The sequence below is a fragment of the Acinetobacter calcoaceticus DSM 30006 = CIP 81.8 genome, assembly GCF_000368965.1.
Lineage (GTDB): Bacteria > Pseudomonadota > Gammaproteobacteria > Pseudomonadales > Moraxellaceae > Acinetobacter > Acinetobacter calcoaceticus.
Window position 1 is genome coordinate 1,120,123 of sequence record NZ_KB849780.1, and the last position, 24,266, is coordinate 1,144,388.

Sequence of the window (24,266 nt, forward strand, 5' to 3'; positions counted from 1 at the left end):
GTTAAATCAATTTTTAGTTTTGAGATAATTCGTGGATATTCTAATTGTAGGGAATGGTTTTGATCTATCCCATTTTTTACCAACTAAATATGACCATTTTATGGAAGCAATGAAATCCATTGAAGGCTTTCAAGGTTCATCTGGAATGGAATTTGATGATATTTATAAAATTTTATATGTAAAAGAAGCATATTTTTTCAATAAAACAAAAGAACTATATAAATATGACTTAATTAAATTAGATAAAGACCAAGTTCAGACATTTAAAGTAATGCTTCAGCAAAATATTTGGTATAAATATTTCTTAAATCACGTTAATGATATTCAAACTTGGATTGACTTTGAGCAAAAAATCGAAGAAGCACTTATACATGCAGTAAAGGCAATAAATATTGTTAATGAAAAACATTCAACTACTAGATTTTTTAACTCACCAATTTTCACTACACCCCGAGACAATCCAAACTCTTACTTTTTCACTGAGTTTCAATTTAATATACTTACATGTTTAACTTTTATTATACCAAATCCTCAGAATGCATCTGCTTCTGTTCGAGTGGGGTCATTAAATAGTAATTACTTTAAATCACCCGTTAGTGAAATCTATGGCTTAGATAGTTCTAAATTTATTTCTTTCTTACAAAAAGAACTCGATAAATTTATAGAGATATTTAATCTATATTTAGAGTTAATAATTAATAACTTAGTTCCTATTCAAATGTTTAAAAAAGATAAATTAAAAGAGATAGATAAAGTTTATTCATTTAATTACACAAATACATTTGAAAAATTTTATAATAATGAAATAAATATAAATTATCTGCATGGAAAATTTGGTTCTAATCAAAATTTAGTTCTTGGAATTTCAGATCTCAATGATGCATCTCTTAAAAGATTAAAAGCATATGGTTTTACAAAATATCATCAGAAATTATTAAATGAAACTGATTATACATTTTTACATGAAATTATTACAAAATATAATGATGATTTAAAGGATCATGAAAATGCTCTTATAAATTTTAGGTCAAGTATCACTGATCACGCTCTTAGATCTCATGCAACTCAAACTTTGGATCAAGTAAAGAATCGACTTTCAAATATAAATTTGAATTTTTATATTTGGGGACATTCATTAGATGTTTCAGATGAAAGTTATATTAAAGAAATTTTTTCTTTTAATGAACATATGGATAATAATGTTCATGTAACTGTATATCATTTCAATAAGGTAGCAAAATTTGATCTATTAGCAAACTTAATTTATATTTTAGGGAAGGAAAAAGTAGAATATTGGATGAAGAATAAATGGTTAACTTTTAAACCTAATCCAGAAATTATTTAAAATTTTATTGAAGAATAATATCTTTAAATTTAGAAAGAGGATGTCTCAATTAAAAAAATGGGGCTATAACCTCTTTTCACTTGAAGAAATTCCGACCAAATGCACAATGAAGCGCGACAAGTTACGACTAGTTATTATTTATCCACAACTTTTTAAATTTGAAATTTAACTAAACTCTAGCATATCATCTTGAATATGTTACAAATTCAAGTTAGGGGATATTCTATGAGCGAAATTGCACCATCCATTATCCAGATAAAACCATATCTACAAAGTAGTATTGTTTTATCTGAAGCCCTATCAATCAAGCAAGTTATACCAACTACTCATATGCTTGTCCCCTATGCTCTAGAGAAGATTTCGGCAGGTTTTCCCAGCCCAGCACAAGATTACATCGACAAAGCTCTCGATATGAACGAGCACTTAATAAAAAATGAAACTGCTACGTTTATTGTCAAAGTTGCTTCGCTTTCTATGTTGAATGCAGGAATCGAAATTGATGACGAGCTGATTGTCGATCGTAGTCTTGATGCCAAACACGGCGATATTGTAGTCGCACTAATCGATAATGATTTTACGGTTAAGCGTCTGATGATTGATGAATCGGGTCAGTGGCTTAAAGCAGAAAACCCTGAGTATAAAAATATTTATCTGGCAGATGGACAGGAACTAATTATCTGGGGCGTTGTCACTCATATCATTAAAATGACAAGAAAAAGATCATGAAACATGAGAATAAAGTCTTTTTTCTCATCGATGTGAATAACATGTACGTTTCATGTGAGAGAGTCTTTGACCCAAGTTTGAATAATAAGCCTGTGATTGTTCTCAGCAATAACGATGGGTGTGCCGTTGCTCGCAGCAATGAATCAAAAGCGCTAGGCATTAAAATGGGCGTTCCACTATTCCAGATCAAAGATATAGTTCAGCAAAACAAGGTAATTGTACTTTCAAGCAACTATGCAATGTATGCAGAAATGTCGAGACGTTTCCATAAGATTCTGAGCTCTTACGTAACCGCAGAAGATGTTGAACCTTATTCGATTGATGAATGCTTTGTTGATTTCACAGCTTATGAGAAGAACTTTGATTTAGAGAAAGTTGGCCAAGAGATGCGTAAACAAATTTGGAAGTGGCTTGGCTTACCAGTCTGTATTGGTATCGGCAGAAGTAAAACAGAATCTAAGATTGCAAATTATATTGCTAAAAAGAATTCTGGCTTTAACAGTGTGTGCGATCTCGTAAATATGGATCCATGCAATAAAGAATATTACTTCGCTCAAATAGACGTTTCAGAAGTTTGGGGCGTGGGCCGTAAGCACTCAAAAAAGTTGCAAAGCATGGGAATTAATACGGTGCTTGATTTAGCTTGTGCTGAGCCTCGAGAGATGCAAAAGAAATTTTCTATCGTCATGGCTCGCACGATCTACGAACTCCAAGGCATCTCATGCATTGAGATCGAACATACTCCCCCATCAAAAAAACAAATTGTTGCCAGCCGGTCTTTCGGTGGTCGCGTAACTGAATTAACAGATCTAAAAGAAGCTATCTCAATGTATGCGCAAGATGCATGTAAGAGGCTACGTGATGAAGAGCTTTTATGCGGATGTATGATTGCTTTTGTGCAGTCAAATCCTTTTGATCCCAATGTGCCCTTTTACAATAAATCTATTACAGGATCTTTTTCAGAACCGACTGACTGCGCATTAGATTTTGTCAAAGCAGCGACAAGGATGTTAAATGAAATCTATAAGGAAGGAATTAAATATAAAAAATGTGGTGTAGTGCTGACATGTTTAGAGCCAAAATCTGGCCATACTTATGACTTATTAACTGACTTTAAACATATAGAGAAAAAGGAATGTTTGATGCAAGCTATGGATGGTATCCATAGCAAGTTTGGAAAGAAGAAATTAGGTGTCGGCCCATGTTTTGTTCCCAATCGAAACTGGTCGATGTCACGAGACAAACTTAGTAGAAATCCATTTAAGTGGGATGAATTACTAATTATAAAAAATTAAAATATAATTATTTTTTTAATACGTTTATGACTACATGGAAATTCTGAAAAAAACGTCTTTTTGGTTCTTTGTAACTGCAATTGTCTACTGTGTAGCAATGCTAATTTTTATTTCTTTAAAAACTTTCCTCTTCGAAAGTGCAGAAATGATTTCTGCTTTTGGATCAATTCTAGGAGCTTTAGCAGCTTTTTTTGCAGCGTTTACGGCCCTATATGTTTTTAATGGCTGGAGAGTAACCGAGGATCATAGAACACAAAATACACATATAAATAGTGCAGTAAATTCATTCTTTAATTTGCAAAACTCTTTAAAGTCAACCTTAGATCAAACTATTGAAATTAGTAACCTTTGTTCTCAACAAATTTTAGATTTTAAAGATAGAACACAGATACTCATAATAACAAGTAAAATACAAACCGAAATTTCGTTTTTTCTTCGAGAATTTAAAATTCACTTGCAAATGTTTTCAACAATCAGCAATACAATAAGTTTATGTGAGGAATATGAGAGAGTCATAGATGATCTAGAAAATGCAATATCGAAAAAGTATGGATTCCTAATTGAGGCGACACGAGATAAAACACCAAGCGAAATATCAGATGCCTATAAAATTTACTCAGCCTATATAGCTGGAGATCTAGTTGTGCATTTACATAATAAGATAATTTTAGATATTACTAAGAGATCAAAAGCTACAGACTAATCTAAATATGAGCTGTGCATCCTGATAGCAGAATGCACAGTAAAACCAGATACTTCATATGAATATTCTGTTACCGATCCAGTCATAGAAAAATTTTTCCTGATCGAACTTGGTCGATGTCGAGAGATAAATTGAGTAGAAATCCTTTATTATTGATCGTATGAGCTGTGCATTCTGTTTTCAGGATGCGCAGCAAAACCAAAATTTCATAATGAAATGCGGTTAGCGATCCAACCGTAAAAGAATTGCTCTTGGCTTGGATTTCACTCACAGATTTTGATATAGCCATGGCTTTATCTTATAAGACTAAAATTGCTATTTTCTAGATCTGTCAACCAATTTTTATTGCTAAAATTTTAGTTTGTCAACTCAATATACTTTTTATAAAAAACAAAATAAATTTGGAAAGCACCTTAGATAATTACTCTTTCGAACATCTAATAAATTACTAAAGCCCTCTCTTGAGGGCTTTCCCCTATTTCTATCCATAATCAACTTTAGCAGCACATTCATTACCTTTTGCAATCATATCAACCGCCCAAAGGATAATAACTTTACTCCAAATAATAAAAACCCGCATATATTTGCGGGTTTTTGAACTAAAAATTACTTTTCGTCGATCACCATAAAACTTCCAGCAGCTGAACCTGAATTAATAAGAATTGTATAATTATCACACTCATATTTTTGATCAACGAATTCACCGTATTTTCCATCAACACCTTTTTTTATTTTCCAATTAGATTTAGGTAATCCATATAACTCTGTAAGAATTTTTCTTAACTTAATGTGGTTAATATCATCAAAATTAAAATTCACGCTATAACCAGAAATAAGATAATTGCGTTTATAATACTGAATGTAACTAAAAGATTGAACTGGTGTTCCTAATAGCCAATATTTCTCAACTTTAGGACCAATAAGAGCTTCCCCAAACTTACTATTATTCTTATTCCAAACTTTATTATCTATTTCTACCTTATATTTTTCTAATTTCCTAACATCATGCCCAAGACCAACGTCAGCAATTACGATTTGATCTTTAGGTACTTCACAAACAGAAGCCCAAACAGCAATAGGAAAATAAAAGGCAATTAATAAAATTCTTTTCATAATATTCCAATAATTTACTTCAAAAAAGAGATTATGATATTTCAACATAATTTGCTCAACAAAAGATTCTACTATGGGCAGAACTTCCACCATTTTTAATTAAATTTTTGCCGTTTGGAAATGGTTAAGATAGGCATATGAGAATCATTAAAAATGCTGTGCATCCTGATAAAAAAATGCACAGCAAAATCAGAGCCTTCATAGTGAAATACGGTTAGCGATCCAACCGTAAAAGAATTGCTCTTGAGTTGGATTGCGTTCACAAATTTCAATATAGCGTTGGCCCTGCATAATATTTAGTACACGCACCAGGACTTTCTCGCCTTCTTTACCTCTTTTAGATAGATAAGTTTTGAGTGCATTTAGTGTGGCTGGACCATAAATTCCATCTATAGATAAATCTGGCCAACCTGCTTTACCTTGATTGTTGAGCAAGTTCAAAGCACGTTGTAGAAGTGGTTTTGCAAATCCGGTACCACAGTTCACGCCAGTATCTAAAAGCTCTTCAGCAACAGCTGATGAAATAGAATTCACCTGGTCAAAACGTGGAGCTGTCCAGTACTGTTTTTTATAAACGGCTTTTGCGGTTTCAAGGGGTAAGTCTTTCATATTGCCTTTAAAACCATTTGCTCGAGCAACTGCTTCAGTAATGCCGTATTTGGTTGCACCTCCTCGATCCGCTGGGTTATTTACATAACCACCTTCGCGTTTGATGAGATCATCAAGATATTGTTCAATATTCATTTCACTTTCCTTTTGACATAAAAAAGCCACCCGTAGGTGGCGCAGTTTTTTTTTAAGTTGGTTCATGCTTTTATAGAAGCAATTATTACATCCAACTTCCATATTAAGATTGGGATAGAAAACAAAAGAATAAATGCAACTATTGTTTGCCATAAGCCATACTTTTCAATAGATACTTTCATAAGCTCCACTATTGGTTTAAAATGCTCCATATAGATATATCTTCTCCTTAATCTAGCTTTGGTTAAGTTGATAAAAAAAACCTCAGTGCGCCAACACTGGGGTTTTTGCTTTTTGATCATAGAAAACTTAGCTATGAGTTTCCTCCGGCCCGGTTTTCATGTAATAAAAAACCGCCCGAAGGCGGCTGTTGAAAGAAATTTGTTACTTATATAGTTTTTTACAAAGCTACACCGCAAATATCCTTCGCTCCAGTAGGATAAGTAAACTGCATTTTGGACTTATCTGTAACCAATTGGAGCCCAACTGTTTTACCAGTCAAAGCAGAGTTAGCAAAGTGGTCTTGGTTAATTGCTCCCATGAAGCTTATATATTTTAATTTATTTTCCATAGTAAGATTTAAGTAGCCGTAATTTACACCATTAACAATATAGCCAATCTGTTTAGTATTTTGATTTACATAAATTCCTACTCTAACCTTCCCATCAGCTGGAACTTGTACTGGATTACTGGTTCTATTAGCACTTAAGTATGTTAAATGACCATTTCCATCTGATTTATATGTAGCACCTAAAGAAGCGATTGAGTCTCCATTTATAACACCTGAATAGTTATTACCTTTTGCAAACATTAAATTTAATGTAAATTCCACTTTAGATTGTGAGGATCCAGTAATAACAAAACCATACTCATACATCTGAGAAGTACTGCCAAGATTAACCTTGAGATTATTCACATCAAAAATGAACTCCTGAGCAAAAATATCTGAAGTAGTAATAGGTTTATCTACTATGGCAACATTGTCTGGCGTATTAGAAGTATATTGAGTTTTAAACTGGATATATTTTTTAGAAGCTAAAAGCTTGTCGACATTTTTATTTGAATAATAATTTATAACGTCATAACCAGACTGATTAGTATTATTTATATTAGCAACTTGCTCTGTATAACGGTAATTACTTGAGTTAGCTGCGTTTGCTGCTTCAAAAGCTTGTAGGTCTTGTAAGGTCGCATCAAAGGTATATGAGCACTCGGCAAAAGCACTACTTACTCCACTGAAACCCATTACTGTTGCTAAAATTATCTTTTTCACGGCGTTATCCTGTTTTTTATTTTGAACATTTAGTATAAACAAGTCTCTAAATCATTTGATTAATTCCGACAGATGACAAAAATATAAGTCAGCTATTTAATAATACCGCCCGAAGGCGGTTAACTATTTTCGATGTCTTTTCTGGCTTTCTTAAATTCTTTAATCACTTCAACGATCGTTTTACCTTCCTGTTTATCTATGAAATTAAAGATCCACCGGACCAAAGCCCAACCTGGTAATCCGCAAACAAAGAAGAAGCCCCCTAAGGTAATCATCCCCCAAATATCGGTAACCCATTCATGAAGCCCCCATTTCACGATAATGAATGAACCACCAGCTAAACTTGATACGACGGTACAAATGAGCCCAACGGCCCATTCTTGAGGTGAACGCGGCATACGTGTCATCAAAACAACTGCTGCAACTAATGCGACAGCTAAAGTCACCATAATTGCTGCGCCATAAAATTTTAAAAGTGCTGTTAAACCGCTAGTTGAAACCGGTTCCATTTATTTCTCCAGAAAATTTAGACAATAAAAAAGCCCTGATCTTTAATAGATTCAGGGCCTGTAAGTACAACTATCAAGTTAGATATCTTTTATTCCAGCACTATAAAGAATTGAATAACTTCGATTAGCAGTTAGATATTTCCCAGTTGAGTAAAGCCCAACTGTTAACTTGTCAACCTGTCTATTGTGAATATAACCATACACACCTGCAAATGATGGCGTTGTTACACCAGAATTTAATGCATCATCATTCCACCCCCCATTATTGACTGGTGATAGTTGTGTAAAAACATTTGGTACACGTGGATAGATATACGGTAATGTTAACTCAGTTCCAGCAACTCGATACTGAGCACCATCACCAGTATTTACCGTGATTGCACCACTGACTTCTGGCATTCTCAGCTTTGTACTGGCCTGTAGGTTTGCTGTGTAAAGAAGCTTTGTTCTCCTAGGCACTGAAACATCTTCAATTGAAATATAATCAGATGGAATTTGTGTAGTTGTTGCAATATTCGAATATCCAAATCTCAAAAGATTTGTCAGAGATGTTGCATTTAAGACACGCACACCATCTATTTTAATATTTACCTTTTTAGTAATAATAATACCGTTTGAAACAACCACCTGAATTAATGTATCAATTGCTTTCGGAGAGCACTCAACAGTTAGATTTTTAATATTGATATGCAGGTCTTCTGTTAAATCCTGTGTGAGAGCGATATATATAATACCTCGTGCAGCACCGTCACCAATCGTATCAATGATTACATCTTCTAAATCCCATGTACCACCAATTGAGTGGCTTGAGTAAATAGCCCATCCTGAAGCCTCCGTTGAAGTACCCGTGACACGAGAATTAGCGATTTTTGTATTCTTACCAGCCATGTGAGCGGCATCTAACTGGCAATCAATGTACTGTACATCATCACAATTGCCATGCATGTCTGCGGCACCTACTGCTGCCGCTCCAAAATTTTGCAAAGAAGCACCCATGACACGCCAGTTTCGTACTGGAACATTACACACTCCACTACTACTACCAAAAGCAATACCATGACGTGAGGCATTGAAATTACCGCCAAATATACGCCCCTTCTGACAATTAGCTAATACAAGTCCATATTGCAGGCCATTTGGCGTCACATCAGCTAAACAAGAAGTTGCATTCCCGTACATGGTAGTGTTGTAGCAGCGATCAAGCATAATGTTCTGATACATACCACCTGCACTTTTAGGGTGAGAAATAACACAATCCCTACCAAAAGTGATAATCACTGCTGGATTTGGGTTTGTCTCATCAACATTTATATTTAGCTTGGAAAGATCTACAGTAATTGATGATATTTTATAAATATCTACTATAGAGGAGTCATAAGCTTCATAAAACTTTCCAAGTACTGTAACCGTATCTCCACTCACACGTGCAACTTCAACAAATTCACCAGCTTTGTAATAGGCTAGCTCAGGGTTAAAGCTTCCATTGTCTGGGTTATGAATACAAATTAAATCACCACGCTTGATTTGACCTAAGTGTGAAACAGTAAGAGTATTAGCCCCTTTAATAATGTTTGCTAACGGCTTGTTAATTAAAGCTGAAGTGCCTGAAAAATTTAACCGCCCATTAGGACCAAAATTCATTTTTGCAGTTAAATCAAAGTTAATAGCCTGATCTTTTGTGACAACCACTGCATTATTAATGAAGTACTCACCATCAGTAACTCTAAGACTATTGTTTGCTAGAGCTTCTTCAAGACTCAAAGAAACATCACCGGATGTTCCATCTATATAGTCACTCAAAGAAGCAATTTCTTTATTCTTTATCGTTTGAGCATCATTTATTTCATGCTGGTTTTTGGTGCCATCTATAACGTCAATTGCATTTACTGTAGCCATTTTTGTTCCTTTAAAGGTTTTAATATATAAAAAAGCACCCTTCAAGAGTGCTTATAACGTTAAACAGTTTGTAAAATTTTCCCTCCATTAATCAATTTTGTAGTGAGTGGTGCTACTCCGACAATCGCGGTACCACCCGCTCCCGGCTGGCCTTCCGTTGTGCCATGGTAATTCCAATTCCAAGTTCCATCATTGGTTGACTTAGTACCACGTTGCCCCCAACCACCACCATCACCGGATAAAGGAGATCCATATCGGTCATTTTGAGTGCGGTATCCCTTACCCGGCATCACAGCCTCAGCATCAGTGACTTTTACAACCATCAAATACCCACCATTCAAATACCAGCGCCAGTCCTGGGTATCATTGTAGATAGGCTCTCCTGTCATAACACGGCCAAATGGTGCCCCAGCTCCACCCGGAATACCTTGTACCCCATAGCTCAACTCAGTGTAGATCCCACTTGGAGTAGCACCACCACCAGAACCGCCACGGGCCAACGTACCTCCATCGATAATCAGATTCAATTTGCTGTGCCGGTTCATTAAACCGGGTGCTCCCTTGAATCCATCACGGCGCGTTTTAGTAAAGTTGTAATCTGGGTCACTTGACCAGGCACCAAAAGCAAGATGAGGCAAACCGCCATCACCACCACGACCTACTACTGAACCTTTAATTGTAAGATTTACAGTAAGACCAGCAGGAAACTCCCCAGTATCAATGGCAGGAAATTCAGGAGCAGCTGGAACAATAAACTCCTGTTTTGCCGGACTTGAGTTATGGTCAAACTTATAAACCATTCGTGTTTCTGGCCGAAGTGAACTGGAACTCGAAACCAAGGCACCAGCTTCAACAATAAAGCTAATTTCTCCTGTTGTTGGTAAGTCACCTCTTTGCATCTGATATAGCCGCGCAAGATTAATATCAAGCTGGTCATATCGAATGTAAATTGGTGAATCATCAACGGGCACGTCAATAAAGTCTTTATCGTTGAGGTAATAACGAACATCGTAATTTACTGCTGTAACGGTATTTGAGAACTTATCAACCGGATCTTTTTTAGCGACAAGGTAAGGTAATGAGTCTTTGGTATCGTCATTAACAACTGTATAGATCGTATTAACAAAATCATCAGAACTTAGCTTTAAAGCACCATTTGGCAAACGTCCTAGAACTACTTTGTTCTTAGTAGATCCAGCAGTAATAGGAAGTAGATCAACGGTACCATCTCCCATTTGCAAATAAATCACGTAGCTCTTCCCAGCTATGAAATCGACATCATGGCTTAGAGTGAGAATTAAACCCTCTTGTTTAACCACATCACCACTTTGATGGATGCCATTACGATAATCAGCTACAGCAATACGGTCCCTTAAAACTAGTAATTCCGATTCAGGAGCAGCATCAAAGGTAATGGATTTGCGCTGAAAGCGGAGCTTATTCCAGAGTCGGTACGCATTAAAACGGGCTTGCCATTTATTGCGCACACCTACCGATTTCACTTCTTTGGGGTTCTTGGCTCCTTTATCCGGCAAATAAATATTGATACGACTATCATCGGCCGGATCCGTATATTCATAGACCAACCCATCATAGTCATCCATCATGCCAAGCGTTAGATCATGCTTATAACTATCCGGAATGATATTCCTGAAGTTAAACAGCAATACCGAATTATCCGTTGGCCGTTCAAAATAGATCTTTAGCTTGTTGTTCTGACGATAAGCAGTACAAAAAACAGCATCACAAAGGTTGGTGACCAGCTCTTCAAATGAAAGATTGGTGTCATCAATGGTGGTACAGAACTCGGCCGCTAAAGGTGTACCGAAGTAATCGACAATATCGTTATAAGTACGATAGATGTTTTCAATATCAATCTCGTCGATCGTACGGCGGCCTATCTTGTCATCGAGCGCCATCGATAAAAGAGCATCAGCAAAACTAGAAGTTGGAAACAACTCTGTCGTCATTGCTCCATTTTTATAGGTTGGCAACATGCGCTGAAGATCAAAATTGATCTTTCGCGACTTAACAGATAAAGCTCCAGTCGTTGCATATGTACGTGCACGAAAAACCGTTTCATGTTCATACATCGTGCTTTGCAATGGAAATGCGCCGTATAAAGCTTGCCACTTCACTTCATCAACAACGGTTGTCACTGCTGGGGTTGGTGTTAATCGTCGAGCACGTACACTACAGCGTCCCTGAAATGTGACCATATCCAGCGACGCACCAACTGTTTGGCGTGACTTTGCAGAGCCTTTTAGAATGATCTGCTTTAGCATTGGATTACCAATAGCTGCGCCAGACTCATTCACTGGAGTTACTTCAACTTCAATCGTGACATTTACAGCCGCCTGATTACCTCCTGAAGAGACTGTATAAAGCCCATTATTCGCGACAAAATTAAAGATGACACGATTACGTTCAATGTTGTCTAGGATAAACGGGCCAATCCACTTCTCGCCAATAGATGAAAGCTTTGGAGAGGCAGCAGCTGTTTGCTGGTTAGTGAGTTCTTTTACCTTTAGCCAGTTCGGATTAACTGCTGCTGGGTTAGACAAAGCCATCCGATCGTCTGCTACAGATAAGACGCTGTAAGTACCGTTTAAATCGTATGTTTGTCCGTTAAAAGTAAACGTAGCATTGGTGATTTCAACTCGGTCATTGCTGACAAACTTAGTCGTTAAATCGGTATTGTTAGCAGCTGCTCGAAGGATCTCATTTGGATAAGCAAATTGAAGATAATTGGTGCCTTCCAGACTTTGAGTGTCAGCTGGTCGTAAGATCTGGCCATTCACTGAGTTTTGATGCTGGACAGTTAAAGGCGGCGTAGTAATTTCGCTACCAAGGGAAAAATAAGGCTGTCCAGATATGATATCGACACCTGGTCGAAAGACCTCTACCGACGCACCTGCAATATCAACAATATTGGTTTCACCATCGTAAGCGCCTTTGATGTGATAGTGACCACGCCCAATACAGCCAACAAGATGTTCAACTTCGACGTTGTTTTCATAGACCTTATAAGGAACTGCAATTAAATCAGGCGTATCCCAAGCTGCACCATAAATATCAGCAATACGTCCATTCACTCGCATTTTGTTTTCGCGGTTTGAAAGTTCGTTATTTGCTGATGAGGATTGGTTGTTATTCTGAGTGGTTTGGGCAATTGACGGCGCGGGCATTAAAAATGCAATCGCCACACTTAAGACAATGGAAACGATAGCAGCAATAAGCGCAGGCATACCTTTCGGGTTTTCAATCACAATGAAAGTGCCCGGCAAGAAATCAAGCTGCTTTAAGTCGTGAGCATTCTTAGGTGTAACTTCATTGGCAAAAGAGATCTCCGCATGATCCATATTGCTTGAAGTGTGAAAAATACGGACATGCTCAGGCAAGTATTCATATTTTGAAGTAAGCCATTGCCCGATAGTTTCGGCTTGCTCAATTGTCTTTTCTTCAGACAAAGGATCCTGTTTATAAATAATCTTAATCATAGTAACTGACCCGACTAAACCCCATTGCTTTAATGACGTCTTCAGCTAAATAAGTGACTCCGCTCTCCATTAGGTGTAAAACCTTCTGCCCACGAAAAAGCCCCACATGCGGGGGCTTATTTCGTTGTCTTGGATGGAAGGCGACTATGCAGCCTTCCTTGGGCATGGGCAGTGGATTTAAGAGCTTTAATCGTGAGACTTTAAACTCGATATGGCCTTTAGGTTGCATGAACAAATCTAAAGCTTCGCTCCGGTCTACTCCATATAGATCTAAAGCGGCTTCATGCGCAAAGTGAACACAGTTGTATTGCTCTTCATCGTATTGCTTATCAAGTAAATGATCATGACTTTTCATACAGCCCCCTTCAGTCCACTAAACCGATCCAGTGAAAAAATGTCACCAGTTTTGGAAGTATTTAAACGAGGTGATTCAGCCTTGAATGTCACAGCTTTATGGTTCATTGAAACACCTGCAAGTTGGAGGCCTAGCAGATAATGAATTGGTGCATTTAAGTTGTCTGAACTGTACAGGCGATAATTGACAGTAGGCTTCACATCTGCAAATTGGCCTTCTAAAACTCGCTCAAACTCATCCGGCAATATATCGCCAAGACCCGAAACTGAGACAGTTAATGTCTGGTCCAGATCACCTAACATTCCAGATCTTTGAATAGACATCGGTAGATATTCATAAAACACCTGTCCGGCTCCTTCTTTATGTTGAACATAGACACCACGATCATCATTACGAACAACTCGATAAGTGTTTAGAAATGATGGATGTGATAGCTCAATACACTCCAATTGATAGATATCAACTTTACGATTGAGGAAGAACTTGGCGTATTCGTTATCCATTAGACCTCCCAATCTTTAATCAATGCTGCATCAGCTGTTAGATTCGGCTGGTTTTGAATGACTTCCATCTGTGCGGTTACCCGGTAAAGATTTCCATTCACTTCATTAGTTTTGAAAGACTCGGGAATGAAGTTACATTGGTATTGTTGGCGCGTGCCCTGATCAATGACGAGATCCGCATAAAATGAAGCTGGTTTGTTTTGGTAAAGTCGCCAAAAAGCCATCATTTTATTGAAATCGGTTTTACTTAAATTCCAGTTCACATCAACAATGTGGCTATTACGTTTTACATCAATGTAATAGCGTCCACGCCCTCCATCCATTTGCTGACGCTTTACATCATCACCTGGTGTTACGCCATAGCCATTTGTTTGAGGATTTAGCTTTAACTTGTACATAACTTTCCTTCAGGCAATAAAAAACCCACTAGATGAGTGGGTTAAACTTAACTTTAATATTAAGGAGTTTTCGATACATTAAACTTCTAACAGCTTGATGTTATTTAAGCTCTTATTAATTCTTTCTTTTTTCTCTACAGATATATCGAGAATAAATAGCAGAAAATCTTTTAACACTTCAATTTGTGCTTTTGTGAAAAAATTCAATAATTTCGAAATTTCCTCAAAAGTATCTGATGTACTAATACGAAAAAGCCAAGAGGAAAAACTATTTGAAGATAAAACTTCGGTATCTTTTAATACGCAATTCATAATAGCTGGGGTATAAAATAAAAAACCTTGGGGTTTTAAAAATCCAAAACCCGTATGATAATTATTTAAATATGAAACAGGTATTTCAAAAGGATTACTGTACCTATTATACATTTTCCTCTTTTCTTTAATTGCATTTACAGCCTCTTCAAAGTCCTCTCTAAACCATCCACCCGTTTCTAGAAGGTGCAGCTCATGCTTTATCCACTCTTCCTCAGTTAAGTTTAAATCGGTGCGATTTTTATCGAAATACCAGTAACTTGTATCCGCATAATCTTCCTCTGGCAGAGTATAGGCCTTCCCCAAAGTAACATTTTTAAACTCTAACTCAATTCGCTTTTTTAGATTTTCGATATTCATTTTATTGCCCTAGAGCCCCGAGGTAGCTTTTACAATCATTAGCAGTTGCTTTAGCCATTTTTGCTTGAATTAAGTGTTCCTGATCTTGTGGAGACCAGCATGCATTCTCTGCATCTCTAGAAGCACCTAGCTCAGTATATGCATTATACCGAGTGAGCAATTGACTAGAATTCATTCCAGCACTACAACCGCCTAGCCCATTAGTAACATCTTTTGCGTAGACAACACGACTTCTTATAGGTTGCCAAGATTCTCTTGAACAAACCCAACAATCACCATTACCGTTAGTAATACCACTTGGACACTTATTATCGGCATTTTTTTCTAACTCCTGAACGACAGGTTCAGCCTGTACTACATCATTTAAAATATTCTGAGTTGCTCCATTAGTTGCAACTTGAGCATCTAAACTTCCTGAATCAGCGTTAGAAATTACTTTTCCAGCTAAGGTTTCTAGAGGAAGAGTTTTTTCTGATGAATAAATTCCACCCTCTATAGTCCCTGTAAAACGCTGATAGCCCGTTTCTAAAAATCTGCAAGTAAAGTAACTTCCAGAGCGTGAAACATGCTCCCAGTCAATGGTAGGTCTAAAATTTGATACTTCAAAATACCATTGTTGGATATTTTTACAAACTGCATTAATAGAATCACCACGTGTAGTTTCTTTAACGCCATTAGATCTATAGATAAAAATACCTATTTCAGTAATAGGTGGCTCTCCAGCAATTGATTTCGGCTTATAACGAATCTGATTATTCCCTGCATCCATCACCCAATCAACAGCACCAAGTAACTGATCAACCGCAATACTTAAGGCAATTCCAGCAACTCCCCCTCTCAAAACTTCAGCCACTTGCTTAGCATTCGGTGTTACTAATGCTGCTGAAACTCTAGTGTCTTTTACCGTATCAATTAATGTTGATGCACCCATGACAGTTGAATTAGTAATAGACCATCCACCTAATGGTGCAGCTGCCGAACTCATCACTCGTGCTGATGCTGTTAAATTGTAATTAGATAGAGTTGGTGCTGCTAATTCAGTCGTTTGTAATAGATTCATCTGCATATTAGATTCAGACGTTTCATTTTGGTTGTTATCACCACACCCCGAAAGCCCCAACAATATTGCAAATAAAAACAGTTTTTTCATTTATTTCCCCTTATTTTATAATAGTTTATTTTAATTTCTAATAAAAAACCAGAATGAAATAATAAAGCCCTCTAAAGGGCTTTATATTATCGATTTCGTCTTGCAGTTGTGTTCTCAGTCAAAGAGCGGCTAATTAGAGAGTTTGGATTTTTAATATCCTCACTTACTAATTTCGGTACCGCTTTTGGAAGTTGTTTATCAAGTTCTTCCCTTACGATAATCCGGACAGTTTTCTCATCCAATTGTTCTGCTTCAACAGTTGCCCCATTAACCTGATTCACTACTTCAATTTTGAAATTGATAGTTGGAGAAGATTGCTCAAAAGAAGGCATAAACTCAGCTTGAGGGCGTGGAGATTGCCTTGAGGTAAAGTCCTGCACGTCTTCAAGATTTGAGCGATCCTGAACTAAACCATTTGATGAGAAGTAAACCTTTCCATCATGAAATAGATCTGAGTTTGCAGAGGTAGTTGGATTGGCAGCACTAGCATTGCCTTTATAAATAATCTGATCATCTTGATAAGACTGATTAAAGATGTTCGAGATATCTCTACTTTGGCTAAATGCCCGTGAACTCTGATTAGCCCGATTCATGACATTTTCAAAACTGGTATTGTATTGAGCATGGTTCGAAATAAATGAATCTGGACTTGTGGCCCGTCTCATTTGTTCAACTTTCTCAACTCCTCCCCATTTTTTAATATCATCCTGAGACCAGACAATCTCGCCCTTGTGCACAGCTCCAGCAATATCATACTTCTTACCTTTCCCTGTATAACCACCATCAGCAAAGCCTTTGGAAGGATCCAGAAGAATAGGACTTGAATTACCACGTTCTCTGAAGATCGAAACTTCCTTCAGCAATTCTTTCTGAGCATTCTGAACTGTGCTGTTTGAAACAGAACTATTTAGAATTTTCGAGTTAGAAAAATTAGATACGTTCGATTTATTAGCAATATAGGATTTACTACTTTGAATCGATTTATCCAGAACTTTGCTAAAGCTTGAATTGTTCCCGGCATACTTGTTAGTAATGCTTTGAACATCTCCCGATCTTGAATCCGCATCTTTGCTTGGCTTGAGAGCATTAACGATAATCTGATTCTCTCGAGTAGGTTGATTAAAGATATTCGAGATATTTTGATTTTCATTAAAAGCTTTTGAGCTTAGGAATGAACGTTTAAAGACATTTTCTGCTGAAGTGTTGTTAGTGGCATGGTTATTAATAAATGCTTCAGGGCCTGAGCTCTTACGCATATTCTCAACCAAACCAACACCACCCCAGCGTTTAATATCTTCTTGCGACCAGACCACCTCTCCTTTATGGACAATACCTGCAGGTTCGTATTTACCACCAGATCCGGTGAAACCACCATCAGCAAAGCCTTGATCTTTAATTGCCCGGATATTCGCAATAATGCTGGCACCCTGTGCAACCGCCCCAGCAATTAAAGATAAGTTATACGGAAAACCAACTTTTGCAGCTGCTGCAATATTTTGCTGAATGGCAATACCGGCAGCAGCAATTGCATAAGCTTTATCCGCAGCAAACATGAGCTTGTAAGCTTTAGATTGCTCACCAAACATAGAACCAAACATCGATGTGACAGAACCCATCATTTGCCCACCAAGAGCAATTTGAGTGTTCAGTCGATCCTGTTGATATTTGTCTTCAATGTCCTTAGCGTTCTGAGCATATTCATTACCAATTTGATTGCGTTGCTCTTGAGCAGCTTGAATGATTGCAGTCTTCTGGTTTTCGTAATCCTGAAGCTGAATTAATCCAGCTTCCATCTGTGCATTCAGACCATCTAAACCGCTTTGCTCATTTAAATCAGCAGCAGCAAACTGACTATCAGCAAGATCATTTGCAGCACCCAGGCGACTAAACCGTTCCTGATCCTGTCTGTAGAACTCACTGGTACCATTCATATCAGCCTGAATACCACCCCAGTTCTGAACAGCGTTATTTACTTTGTCGCGTGTCTCTTTGTCCTGTGTAGCTTTAGATAACGCAATAAGTTTTTGACGCTCTTCTATGGAAAGTTTTGAGTTCTTAAGGATCTCCTCTCTTTCAAGTCTATAGCGTTCCTGCATAGCTTGAGTTTCAGAAAGCAGAGATAATCGGGCTTGAAATGATCGTTGCTCTTGAGCCAATTTCATAAGCGCGTTTTCTTGCTGATATTGCTGTTCCAGCAACTCCACAGCTTGCTTTTGTTCCGATTTACTTAATTCAACATCATGAGCCGCGTTAAACTTTTTGCGATCAAAATTTTCTTTAAGTAATTCAGCCTCGGTTTTCTGGAACTCCTTATAGTCCTCTAGTTTGCTTCTAGTAGCTTGTTTGGCAATCGCAATATCATTATCAGCACGGCGTTGTAATTCAGCCTTGATTTCAGCAGTACGTTCTGGCGTAAAGCCTGCTTTATCTACATCCTCTAATCTAACCGTTAAATTATTCTGGATCCGCTGCACTTCACTAGCCACTTCATTCTCAAGTGAACGCTGAGCATCTAACTGACGATCAAGTTGTGATTGGATATCACCTGATGCCTTATCACTCCCTTTACTTGCTCCGCTCTTAACCTTGCTTTGCATACTTGGTGACTGATGAAGAAGTTTAAGTGTTACACCATCTTCAAAGATCACTTCACTGACATAACCACCACCCTTGCTGTCATACCGCGTCTTAATGTCTTTAACAGCAACATTGGTAGTGATCGGTGTACCTTCAGGCATTGAAAAATCAATACCCTTATGAAATGAAGAAGCCCCTTTAGTAGGGGCTTTTCGTGGACCGTAATTTGAACTGATCTTGTAGGATGACAATGGTTTGCCACCTGCTTGCAATCGGGCCAGATGTTCATTAGAAACTTTCTGGCCAGACATGGAACCACCATAACGAACATCAAGATGAGGGCCTGTACCAATACCAGATTTTCCTGACACACCGACTAGGCGTTTAGAGAGTTTTTGCTGTTTAGATAGCTCATTCGTAGTTTCCTTTAATGCTTTATTCTTCGCATCAATCACATTCTTGTTTTGTTCTTCAATAGATAGTACTTGCAAGCCTTTTTGAGCTATTTGGTAGGTATATTCAACCCCCTCCTTTCGAGCCCAATTTGCACTTTTAAGTAGCTCCTCTGCTTGTTTCTCTGTAAATCCCTTTGCTAATGCAAATTTCATAAAATATGCATCATATTCACGATCATAAAGAGAATCAGCATATTTCTTTTGTGCATTTTTAGCTGCTAATGCCGCTCTCTCATTTTCATTTAAGGACTTGGTATTTTTATCAACTCCGACAATGGCATTTTCAGCCTTATTGCCTGCAAGTGTTACTTCGACACCAAATAAGCTATATGTTTGTTTAGTCTTGGCAGCAGTTTCAGCTGCTTCATCATAGGCATTTACTTGTTTAAGCAATGCATCCCGTAAATCGGACGGAATCTTTTCGCTCTTTAATTGCTCAATCGCTTCAGTATAAGAAATGGTACCAAGTCGTGCTTTATTTGAAATTTCAGCAACTTTAGCATTGCCCACTGCATAGTTCTGGATATTGATTAATGCTGACCCGACCGCTAATTCATGCCGTTCTAAAGCCTTGTTTTGATCTTCAATTGTCGCTGCTAAATCACCTAATTTTTCCTTACGTTGTTCATCATTAAGGGCTTTAATCTCTTCCTTAGTCAACTTTGCAGCTTCGGCTTGCTCTTTTAGCTTTGCAGTGGCTTCAGCAGATTTATTTGAGAAATACATATAAGTAGCAGCCAAAGCAGTCACGCCTAATGTGATTGCCCCAATTGGACCACCAATTAACCCCCATGCACCGCTTACTAATCCTGCCATTGAAGCACTTTTGCCTTGTGCTAACGTAACTGCCTTCGTTGCATTCTCAACATTATTGGCTGCAAGAACATATCTGGCGCTTGCTGCACTTGCACCATATTTAGCTTGAGTTTCAGCATTTGTTGCTCGTACATTAACTAAATGCGCTTCCGCTTCAGCCAGTGCTGCTTTTGCATTTTCTAAGGACTTTTGCTTTTGCAATTGTGATGCAGCATTGTCAGCTACTAATGAACCTACTTTGGTATTTAAAGCCGATACTTGTGTTGCGATTGCTTTGGTTAATAATGCAGTGCCTCCCAAAATAGCTACATAAGAGATTGATTCTAAATTCTCGGCTAGAACCTTAATTGAACCAGATAAGACTTGAGCCGCTCCGCTTCCTTGGCTAGCTTCCCCGACAAATTTAGTAATCTCATTATTAAGAAGAGTTAATGACTGGCTGATCGTAATATCCGTTTTACCAAATAATGCATCTACATCAGACTCTACATTTCTAAGAGCTTTTACAATTTCCTGTGAAGTGATTTTTCCTTCAGCAGCAACTGAACGCAACTCACCTACAGTGATACCCATGCCCTGAGCAATAGCCTTAGCTAATGCAGGGGTTTGCTCCATGACAGAGTTCAGTTCTTCTCCACGCAATGTACCGCTTGCGAGTGCTTGTCCAAACTGCATCAATGAAGCATCTGCTGCTTCTGCAGTTGCTCCACTAATAGCCACTGCTTTTGATACTGTTTCAGTTAAACGCGCAGTGTCGTCCATTGTTAGATTTAAAGTTTTGGAATTGTCACTAAAGCGCTGGTACACCTGTAAAACTGAATCCCAAGTTGAATAAGTTTTTTGAGCAATCTGGAAAGTATCTTCAGTTGCTTTATTCAGTTCAGCCTGACTGTTAGTAACTAACTTCAGTCTGTTTTGTAGCCCTGTATAGGCATCAATTTTAGTAATGGCAGCATTGACCGTAGCCAAGCCTGCCATATATCCAGCTAAAGCTTTAATTGAGGTACCGAATGAATTAGCCGCTTTATCCTGTTTATCCAGCTCATTGGTTGTGGCTTTAATTTCTTGAGCAAATTTATGATTTTGGTGAGTTGCTTGCTTAGTCACTTCAACCGATTTTTGAACTGAAGTATTTGAATTGTTAACTGTAGTATTAAAGTTTTGAACAATATTATTGGTAATAGTAAGCTGTTTCTCCATATCTTTTGATGTTTTAGATGCGGAATCACCTCGAGCAGTAAATTTTGACAATTCTTCTGCCAAGGCTTTGACATTACGTTCAGCATTTTGCGAATCAATAACAATGACCAGACGAGATTCTTGTGCCATTTTCACTTTCCTCTAGGCAATAAAAAAGCCCACAAGAGGTGAGCTATGAATTTTGGGTAATAAAAAACCCACTCAGTGAGTGGGTTGTTAAAGTTGATTCTATTGGTGGTTAGGGTACCTTGTTTTTATGACATTGCTTTATTTTCATGGTATCTGAGTATGCTGGCTACCTTTTGAAATAGATAACCCCCAAGGAATCCATTAAACATAATTCCAATACCTGTAATAACCATAATGCCAGACCATACAGTCTCAGTACCATAATAAGTTCGCGGTACTTCTACTCGCCCAAATGCCAATATAAAAATAAATCCAGCAATAAACCCTAGAGCAATTAATATCCATCCAATAGCATTGCAGACTTCACTTTCTTTCATGCCTTGATTTTCTGTACTCATATCAATCTACTCACTTAACAGGGGTTTTATTTAGCAACTGATCAACCAATTCATTAATCTTCGTTTCAGTACTACGCCACTTATTTGGAGCTAAACCGCCATTACCACGCAATCTAAAAGATGCTTCGGAAACTTGTCTTCCATTTTGCAAAAGATTGAATTGAGCAGCAACCATATATGGAGCCATATCCCAAGAACGAGTAGCTGTATAGTTTAAAGTAGTCTGACAAAGGCTTAAGTTATCAGTATCTTTATAAGTTTTCGCATCAATTTTATAACGCTCGAAACTACGCTCAACGATTTGATTAAAATCCTTGATGATAACTTTCGGGTTATCGACAATACAAACTTGTCGAATAGACTCTGGATTAAATCCAGTAGCATTATTAACTTGAATTGATGTACACCCCACAAACACTATACTTAATAAACTAACAGCCAATAATTTCTTCATGCATTTTTCACCATTTGTTATAAAGTGAACCAACTTTAACAAACTGGTTACTAAATGTCACATAAACAAAAACTACCCCAAGAGTCATATATTTTAATTAATAGTAACTTATTAAGTGGCATTAAAATTAATTGTTAGATTTCTTGCCATCTTTCTAATAATAGTATTTTCAGGCAAAGTAAACGGAGTTGATTTTTTTATCGCTTGTTCGATACTTAACTTAAACTCCTTAGGTATCTCATTCAAAAAAATTATTTGGTCTACTTCACCTTTCTCCGTTAATAGAACTCTAACTCTTGCAATTGTTCCCGCGGATTTAGGAGGTACATCCCAAGCATTTAATATTTTCTTCTGATAAGTATCTTTATACTTTTTTACTATCATTAGGGCATCATCTTGCTCCTGAGCACTTACAATCTCATTAGAAATATTCTTATTTACAAAACTATCTAAATCTTGACTATAAAGATTAGTACAGGCAAGTGAACTCAAAACCAATCCCAATAAAATAGTTTTTTTCATGAAAATATCCATTTTAATAATGAGTAAAATTTAACATTTCAGAAAATGAAAAACCACCAGAAGGTGGCTTATTTATTCGTATTAGTTATTCCTACTTGGTCAACTATGAAATCTGCAATATCTTGTGTTGTCATATCTTTAACAAAATACAAATACACAATAATTAGAAATAAAAAACCTAGTGTCCAAGATGCATATTTACTCATTAGAATCCTTTAATAAAATTTTCAAGTTTAGAAAATAAATTATTAAAGTCTTAAGTGATAAAAATCAACCGCAATTAACGACAAAAGCTTTTTTGTAGAAATTAATTACAGCCTCAAAATCTCTTAATAGAATTTCCTCTGTGTAGAGATTCGGTGAAAGCTTGAGTAGAGCTGGCATATATTGCTTTTTGTAGACTTCAGGATATGTCTTGCATAAAATTTCCTGCTTCTGATCCAGTGGTACGTTTCGATTCTCTAGAGCAGCTAGCATCTTCCCTATTTGTTTGTCCGCACTCATGAATTGCGCTTCAACTGAAGGAGGTAGCGCTTTATGTTCAGCTTGTTTAGTACAGCTAACTAAAACCACCAAAGAAATCGATAACCCCAATGTATATAAAAGTTTTTACTAACATATTAATTTTCAATATAAACCATTGTTAATATTATATATTTCCTTAAATAAAAATACATTAATTAAAATAGCCATCACGGAGATAGCTATTTTTTACTTTTTGGACTTGGTAGAAATCTTCTTATGGACTTCTTCAATAAATAAATTGTCTAAAGCAAAAATACAGTCATTAAAGATATGAGCATCAACTGGCAAATCATTATGTTCAGCATAAACATTGATAGCCTGCTGATCTAAGTATAAAGGTACACTTTGCTCATATCGTCTAGATCTAATAATTGTGCTAAAGGCAGCAAGAATTGAGTCTGCCGCATAAGAATATTCTGGTGGATCTGGTATATATCCACCTAAGAATTTGATTTGTTCGATTTCGTGCGGCGTTTTCGACGCATACGATTTCTGGTACTTGTAGAGTTCGATGACTTTCCCAAAATCGTAGCCTTGTCCTTATCGGCTTCTTCCTGAATCTTTTGAGCCTGCTCTTTAACGAATGACCAGATCAATAGGCCAATGTCACCAAGATTAAGAAGCTTAGAAGCATTTTCTGGTGTATACGGTTTTTCAGATTCTACTGTTTCGCCATCTTCCACTTCAGCGAAAACAACCCCTTTCCAGTCTTCGATTAAATGAGCGCCAGCCGCATCTAATAAAAGCTCATGATAGAGCTTGCTGTTTACGTCTTTCACCATTACATCATAGCCTTTGGATGTAATTTGATTACCAGCCTTCTCTAATGAAACTTGAAACGGTTTATAGCCGATACCACGAATTTTAAACTCTGCTTGTCCACCTGCAGTTTCAAACGTACACCACTTCGATACTTCTGAACTTCGTACAATTCCAACTTTTAAAGCCATAACTACCTCGAATATTTAGGAATAAAAAAGCCCATGGGATTCCATAGGCTCTAAGGTT

The 24,266-nt window shown here is 37.2% G+C and carries 21 protein-coding genes; 4 read left to right on the plus strand and 17 right to left on the minus strand.

Annotation, left to right across the window (positions count from 1 at the left end; genetic code table 11):
- Positions 1-31 precede the first annotated feature (31 nt).
- The 4 genes from F936_RS10165 (at position 32) to F936_RS10180 (ending at position 4,069) form a co-directional block, all read left to right on the plus strand.
- Positions 32-1,345, plus strand: a complete 1,314-nt coding sequence (locus tag F936_RS10165) for an AbiH family protein (protein WP_005047212.1) — start codon at positions 32-34, stop codon at positions 1,343-1,345.
- A 225-nt stretch (positions 1,346-1,570) separates the two neighbouring features.
- Entirely contained in the window at positions 1,571-2,071 is a 501-nt protein-coding gene (locus tag F936_RS10170; protein WP_005047213.1) for a LexA family protein, read from the plus strand.
- Positions 2,068-3,366 carry a Y-family DNA polymerase gene (locus F936_RS10175; protein WP_005047215.1) on the plus strand — a complete coding sequence of 433 codons (1,299 nt, stop codon included), beginning with the start codon at positions 2,068-2,070 and terminating at the stop codon, positions 3,364-3,366. The genes F936_RS10170 and F936_RS10175 overlap by 4 nt, the downstream gene beginning before the upstream one ends.
- A gap of 34 nt (positions 3,367-3,400) precedes the next feature.
- Entirely contained in the window at positions 3,401-4,069 is a 669-nt protein-coding gene (locus tag F936_RS10180) for a hypothetical protein (RefSeq protein ID WP_005047217.1), read from the plus strand.
- A gap of 606 nt (positions 4,070-4,675) precedes the next feature.
- Here the strand turns inward: F936_RS10180 and F936_RS10185 are convergent.
- The 17 genes from F936_RS10185 to F936_RS10270 all read right to left on the minus strand — a co-directional run bounded on the left by F936_RS10185 (position 4,676) and on the right by F936_RS10270 (position 24,208).
- Positions 4,676-5,230: a hypothetical protein gene (locus F936_RS10185; RefSeq protein WP_005047218.1), complete on the minus strand. Its 555-nt coding sequence runs from the start codon at positions 5,228-5,230 to the stop codon at positions 4,676-4,678.
- A gap of 150 nt (positions 5,231-5,380) precedes the next feature.
- Entirely contained in the window at positions 5,381-5,926 is a 546-nt protein-coding gene (locus tag F936_RS10190) for a glycoside hydrolase family 108 protein (RefSeq protein ID WP_005047220.1), read from the minus strand.
- A gap of 400 nt (positions 5,927-6,326) precedes the next feature.
- Positions 6,327-7,199: a DUF4882 family protein gene (locus F936_RS10200; RefSeq protein ID WP_005047223.1), complete on the minus strand. Its 873-nt coding sequence runs from the start codon at positions 7,197-7,199 to the stop codon at positions 6,327-6,329.
- Positions 7,200-7,318: 119 nt separating this feature from the next.
- On the minus strand, positions 7,319-7,708 hold the full coding sequence (locus F936_RS10205; protein WP_005047225.1) for a hypothetical protein: 390 nt from the start codon (positions 7,706-7,708) through the stop codon (positions 7,319-7,321).
- Positions 7,709-7,786: 78 nt separating this feature from the next.
- On the minus strand, positions 7,787-9,604 hold the full coding sequence (locus F936_RS10210) for a phage tailspike polysaccharide lyase family protein (RefSeq protein WP_005047227.1): 1,818 nt from the start codon (positions 9,602-9,604) through the stop codon (positions 7,787-7,789).
- Positions 9,605-9,663: 59 nt separating this feature from the next.
- Positions 9,664-13,104 (minus strand): host specificity factor TipJ family phage tail protein, encoded by a 3,441-nt coding sequence (locus F936_RS10215; protein ID WP_005047228.1) that lies wholly within the window; start codon positions 13,102-13,104, stop codon positions 9,664-9,666.
- Complete coding sequence (locus F936_RS10220; protein ID WP_005047230.1) at positions 13,097-13,459, minus strand: hypothetical protein; 363 nt, start codon at positions 13,457-13,459, stop codon at positions 13,097-13,099. The genes F936_RS10215 and F936_RS10220 overlap by 8 nt, the downstream gene beginning before the upstream one ends.
- Positions 13,456-13,962 (minus strand): DUF1833 family protein, encoded by a 507-nt coding sequence (locus F936_RS10225; protein ID WP_005047232.1) that lies wholly within the window; start codon positions 13,960-13,962, stop codon positions 13,456-13,458. Before F936_RS10225 ends, F936_RS10220 begins: the two co-directional genes overlap by 4 nt.
- Positions 13,962-14,360 (minus strand): hypothetical protein, encoded by a 399-nt coding sequence (locus F936_RS10230; protein ID WP_005042466.1) that lies wholly within the window; start codon positions 14,358-14,360, stop codon positions 13,962-13,964. Before F936_RS10230 ends, F936_RS10225 begins: the two co-directional genes overlap by 1 nt.
- Positions 14,361-14,438: 78 nt before the next feature.
- Positions 14,439-15,032 carry a DUF6714 family protein gene (locus F936_RS10235; protein ID WP_005047233.1) on the minus strand — a complete coding sequence of 198 codons (594 nt, stop codon included), beginning with the start codon at positions 15,030-15,032 and terminating at the stop codon, positions 14,439-14,441.
- 1 nt (position 15,033) lies between these two features.
- Positions 15,034-16,182, minus strand: a complete 1,149-nt coding sequence (locus F936_RS10240; RefSeq protein ID WP_005047234.1) for a putative periplasmic lipoprotein — start codon at positions 16,180-16,182, stop codon at positions 15,034-15,036.
- Between the two features lie 86 nt (positions 16,183-16,268).
- Positions 16,269-21,008 carry a tape measure protein gene (locus F936_RS10245; protein WP_456318627.1) on the minus strand — a complete coding sequence of 1,580 codons (4,740 nt, stop codon included), beginning with the start codon at positions 21,006-21,008 and terminating at the stop codon, positions 16,269-16,271.
- A gap of 476 nt (positions 21,009-21,484) precedes the next feature.
- Complete coding sequence (locus F936_RS10250; protein WP_005047238.1) at positions 21,485-21,757, minus strand: hypothetical protein; 273 nt, start codon at positions 21,755-21,757, stop codon at positions 21,485-21,487.
- A gap of 10 nt (positions 21,758-21,767) precedes the next feature.
- Complete coding sequence (locus F936_RS10255; protein WP_005047239.1) at positions 21,768-22,211, minus strand: Sbal_3080 family lipoprotein; 444 nt, start codon at positions 22,209-22,211, stop codon at positions 21,768-21,770.
- Between the two features lie 111 nt (positions 22,212-22,322).
- Positions 22,323-22,733: a cell envelope integrity TolA family protein gene (locus F936_RS10260; protein WP_005047240.1), complete on the minus strand. Its 411-nt coding sequence runs from the start codon at positions 22,731-22,733 to the stop codon at positions 22,323-22,325.
- Between the two features lie 270 nt (positions 22,734-23,003).
- Complete coding sequence (locus tag F936_RS10265; protein ID WP_016801913.1) at positions 23,004-23,327, minus strand: hypothetical protein; 324 nt, start codon at positions 23,325-23,327, stop codon at positions 23,004-23,006.
- A 371-nt stretch (positions 23,328-23,698) separates the two neighbouring features.
- Positions 23,699-24,208, minus strand: a complete 510-nt coding sequence (locus F936_RS10270; protein ID WP_005047242.1) for a hypothetical protein — start codon at positions 24,206-24,208, stop codon at positions 23,699-23,701.
- Positions 24,209-24,266 lie beyond the last annotated feature (58 nt).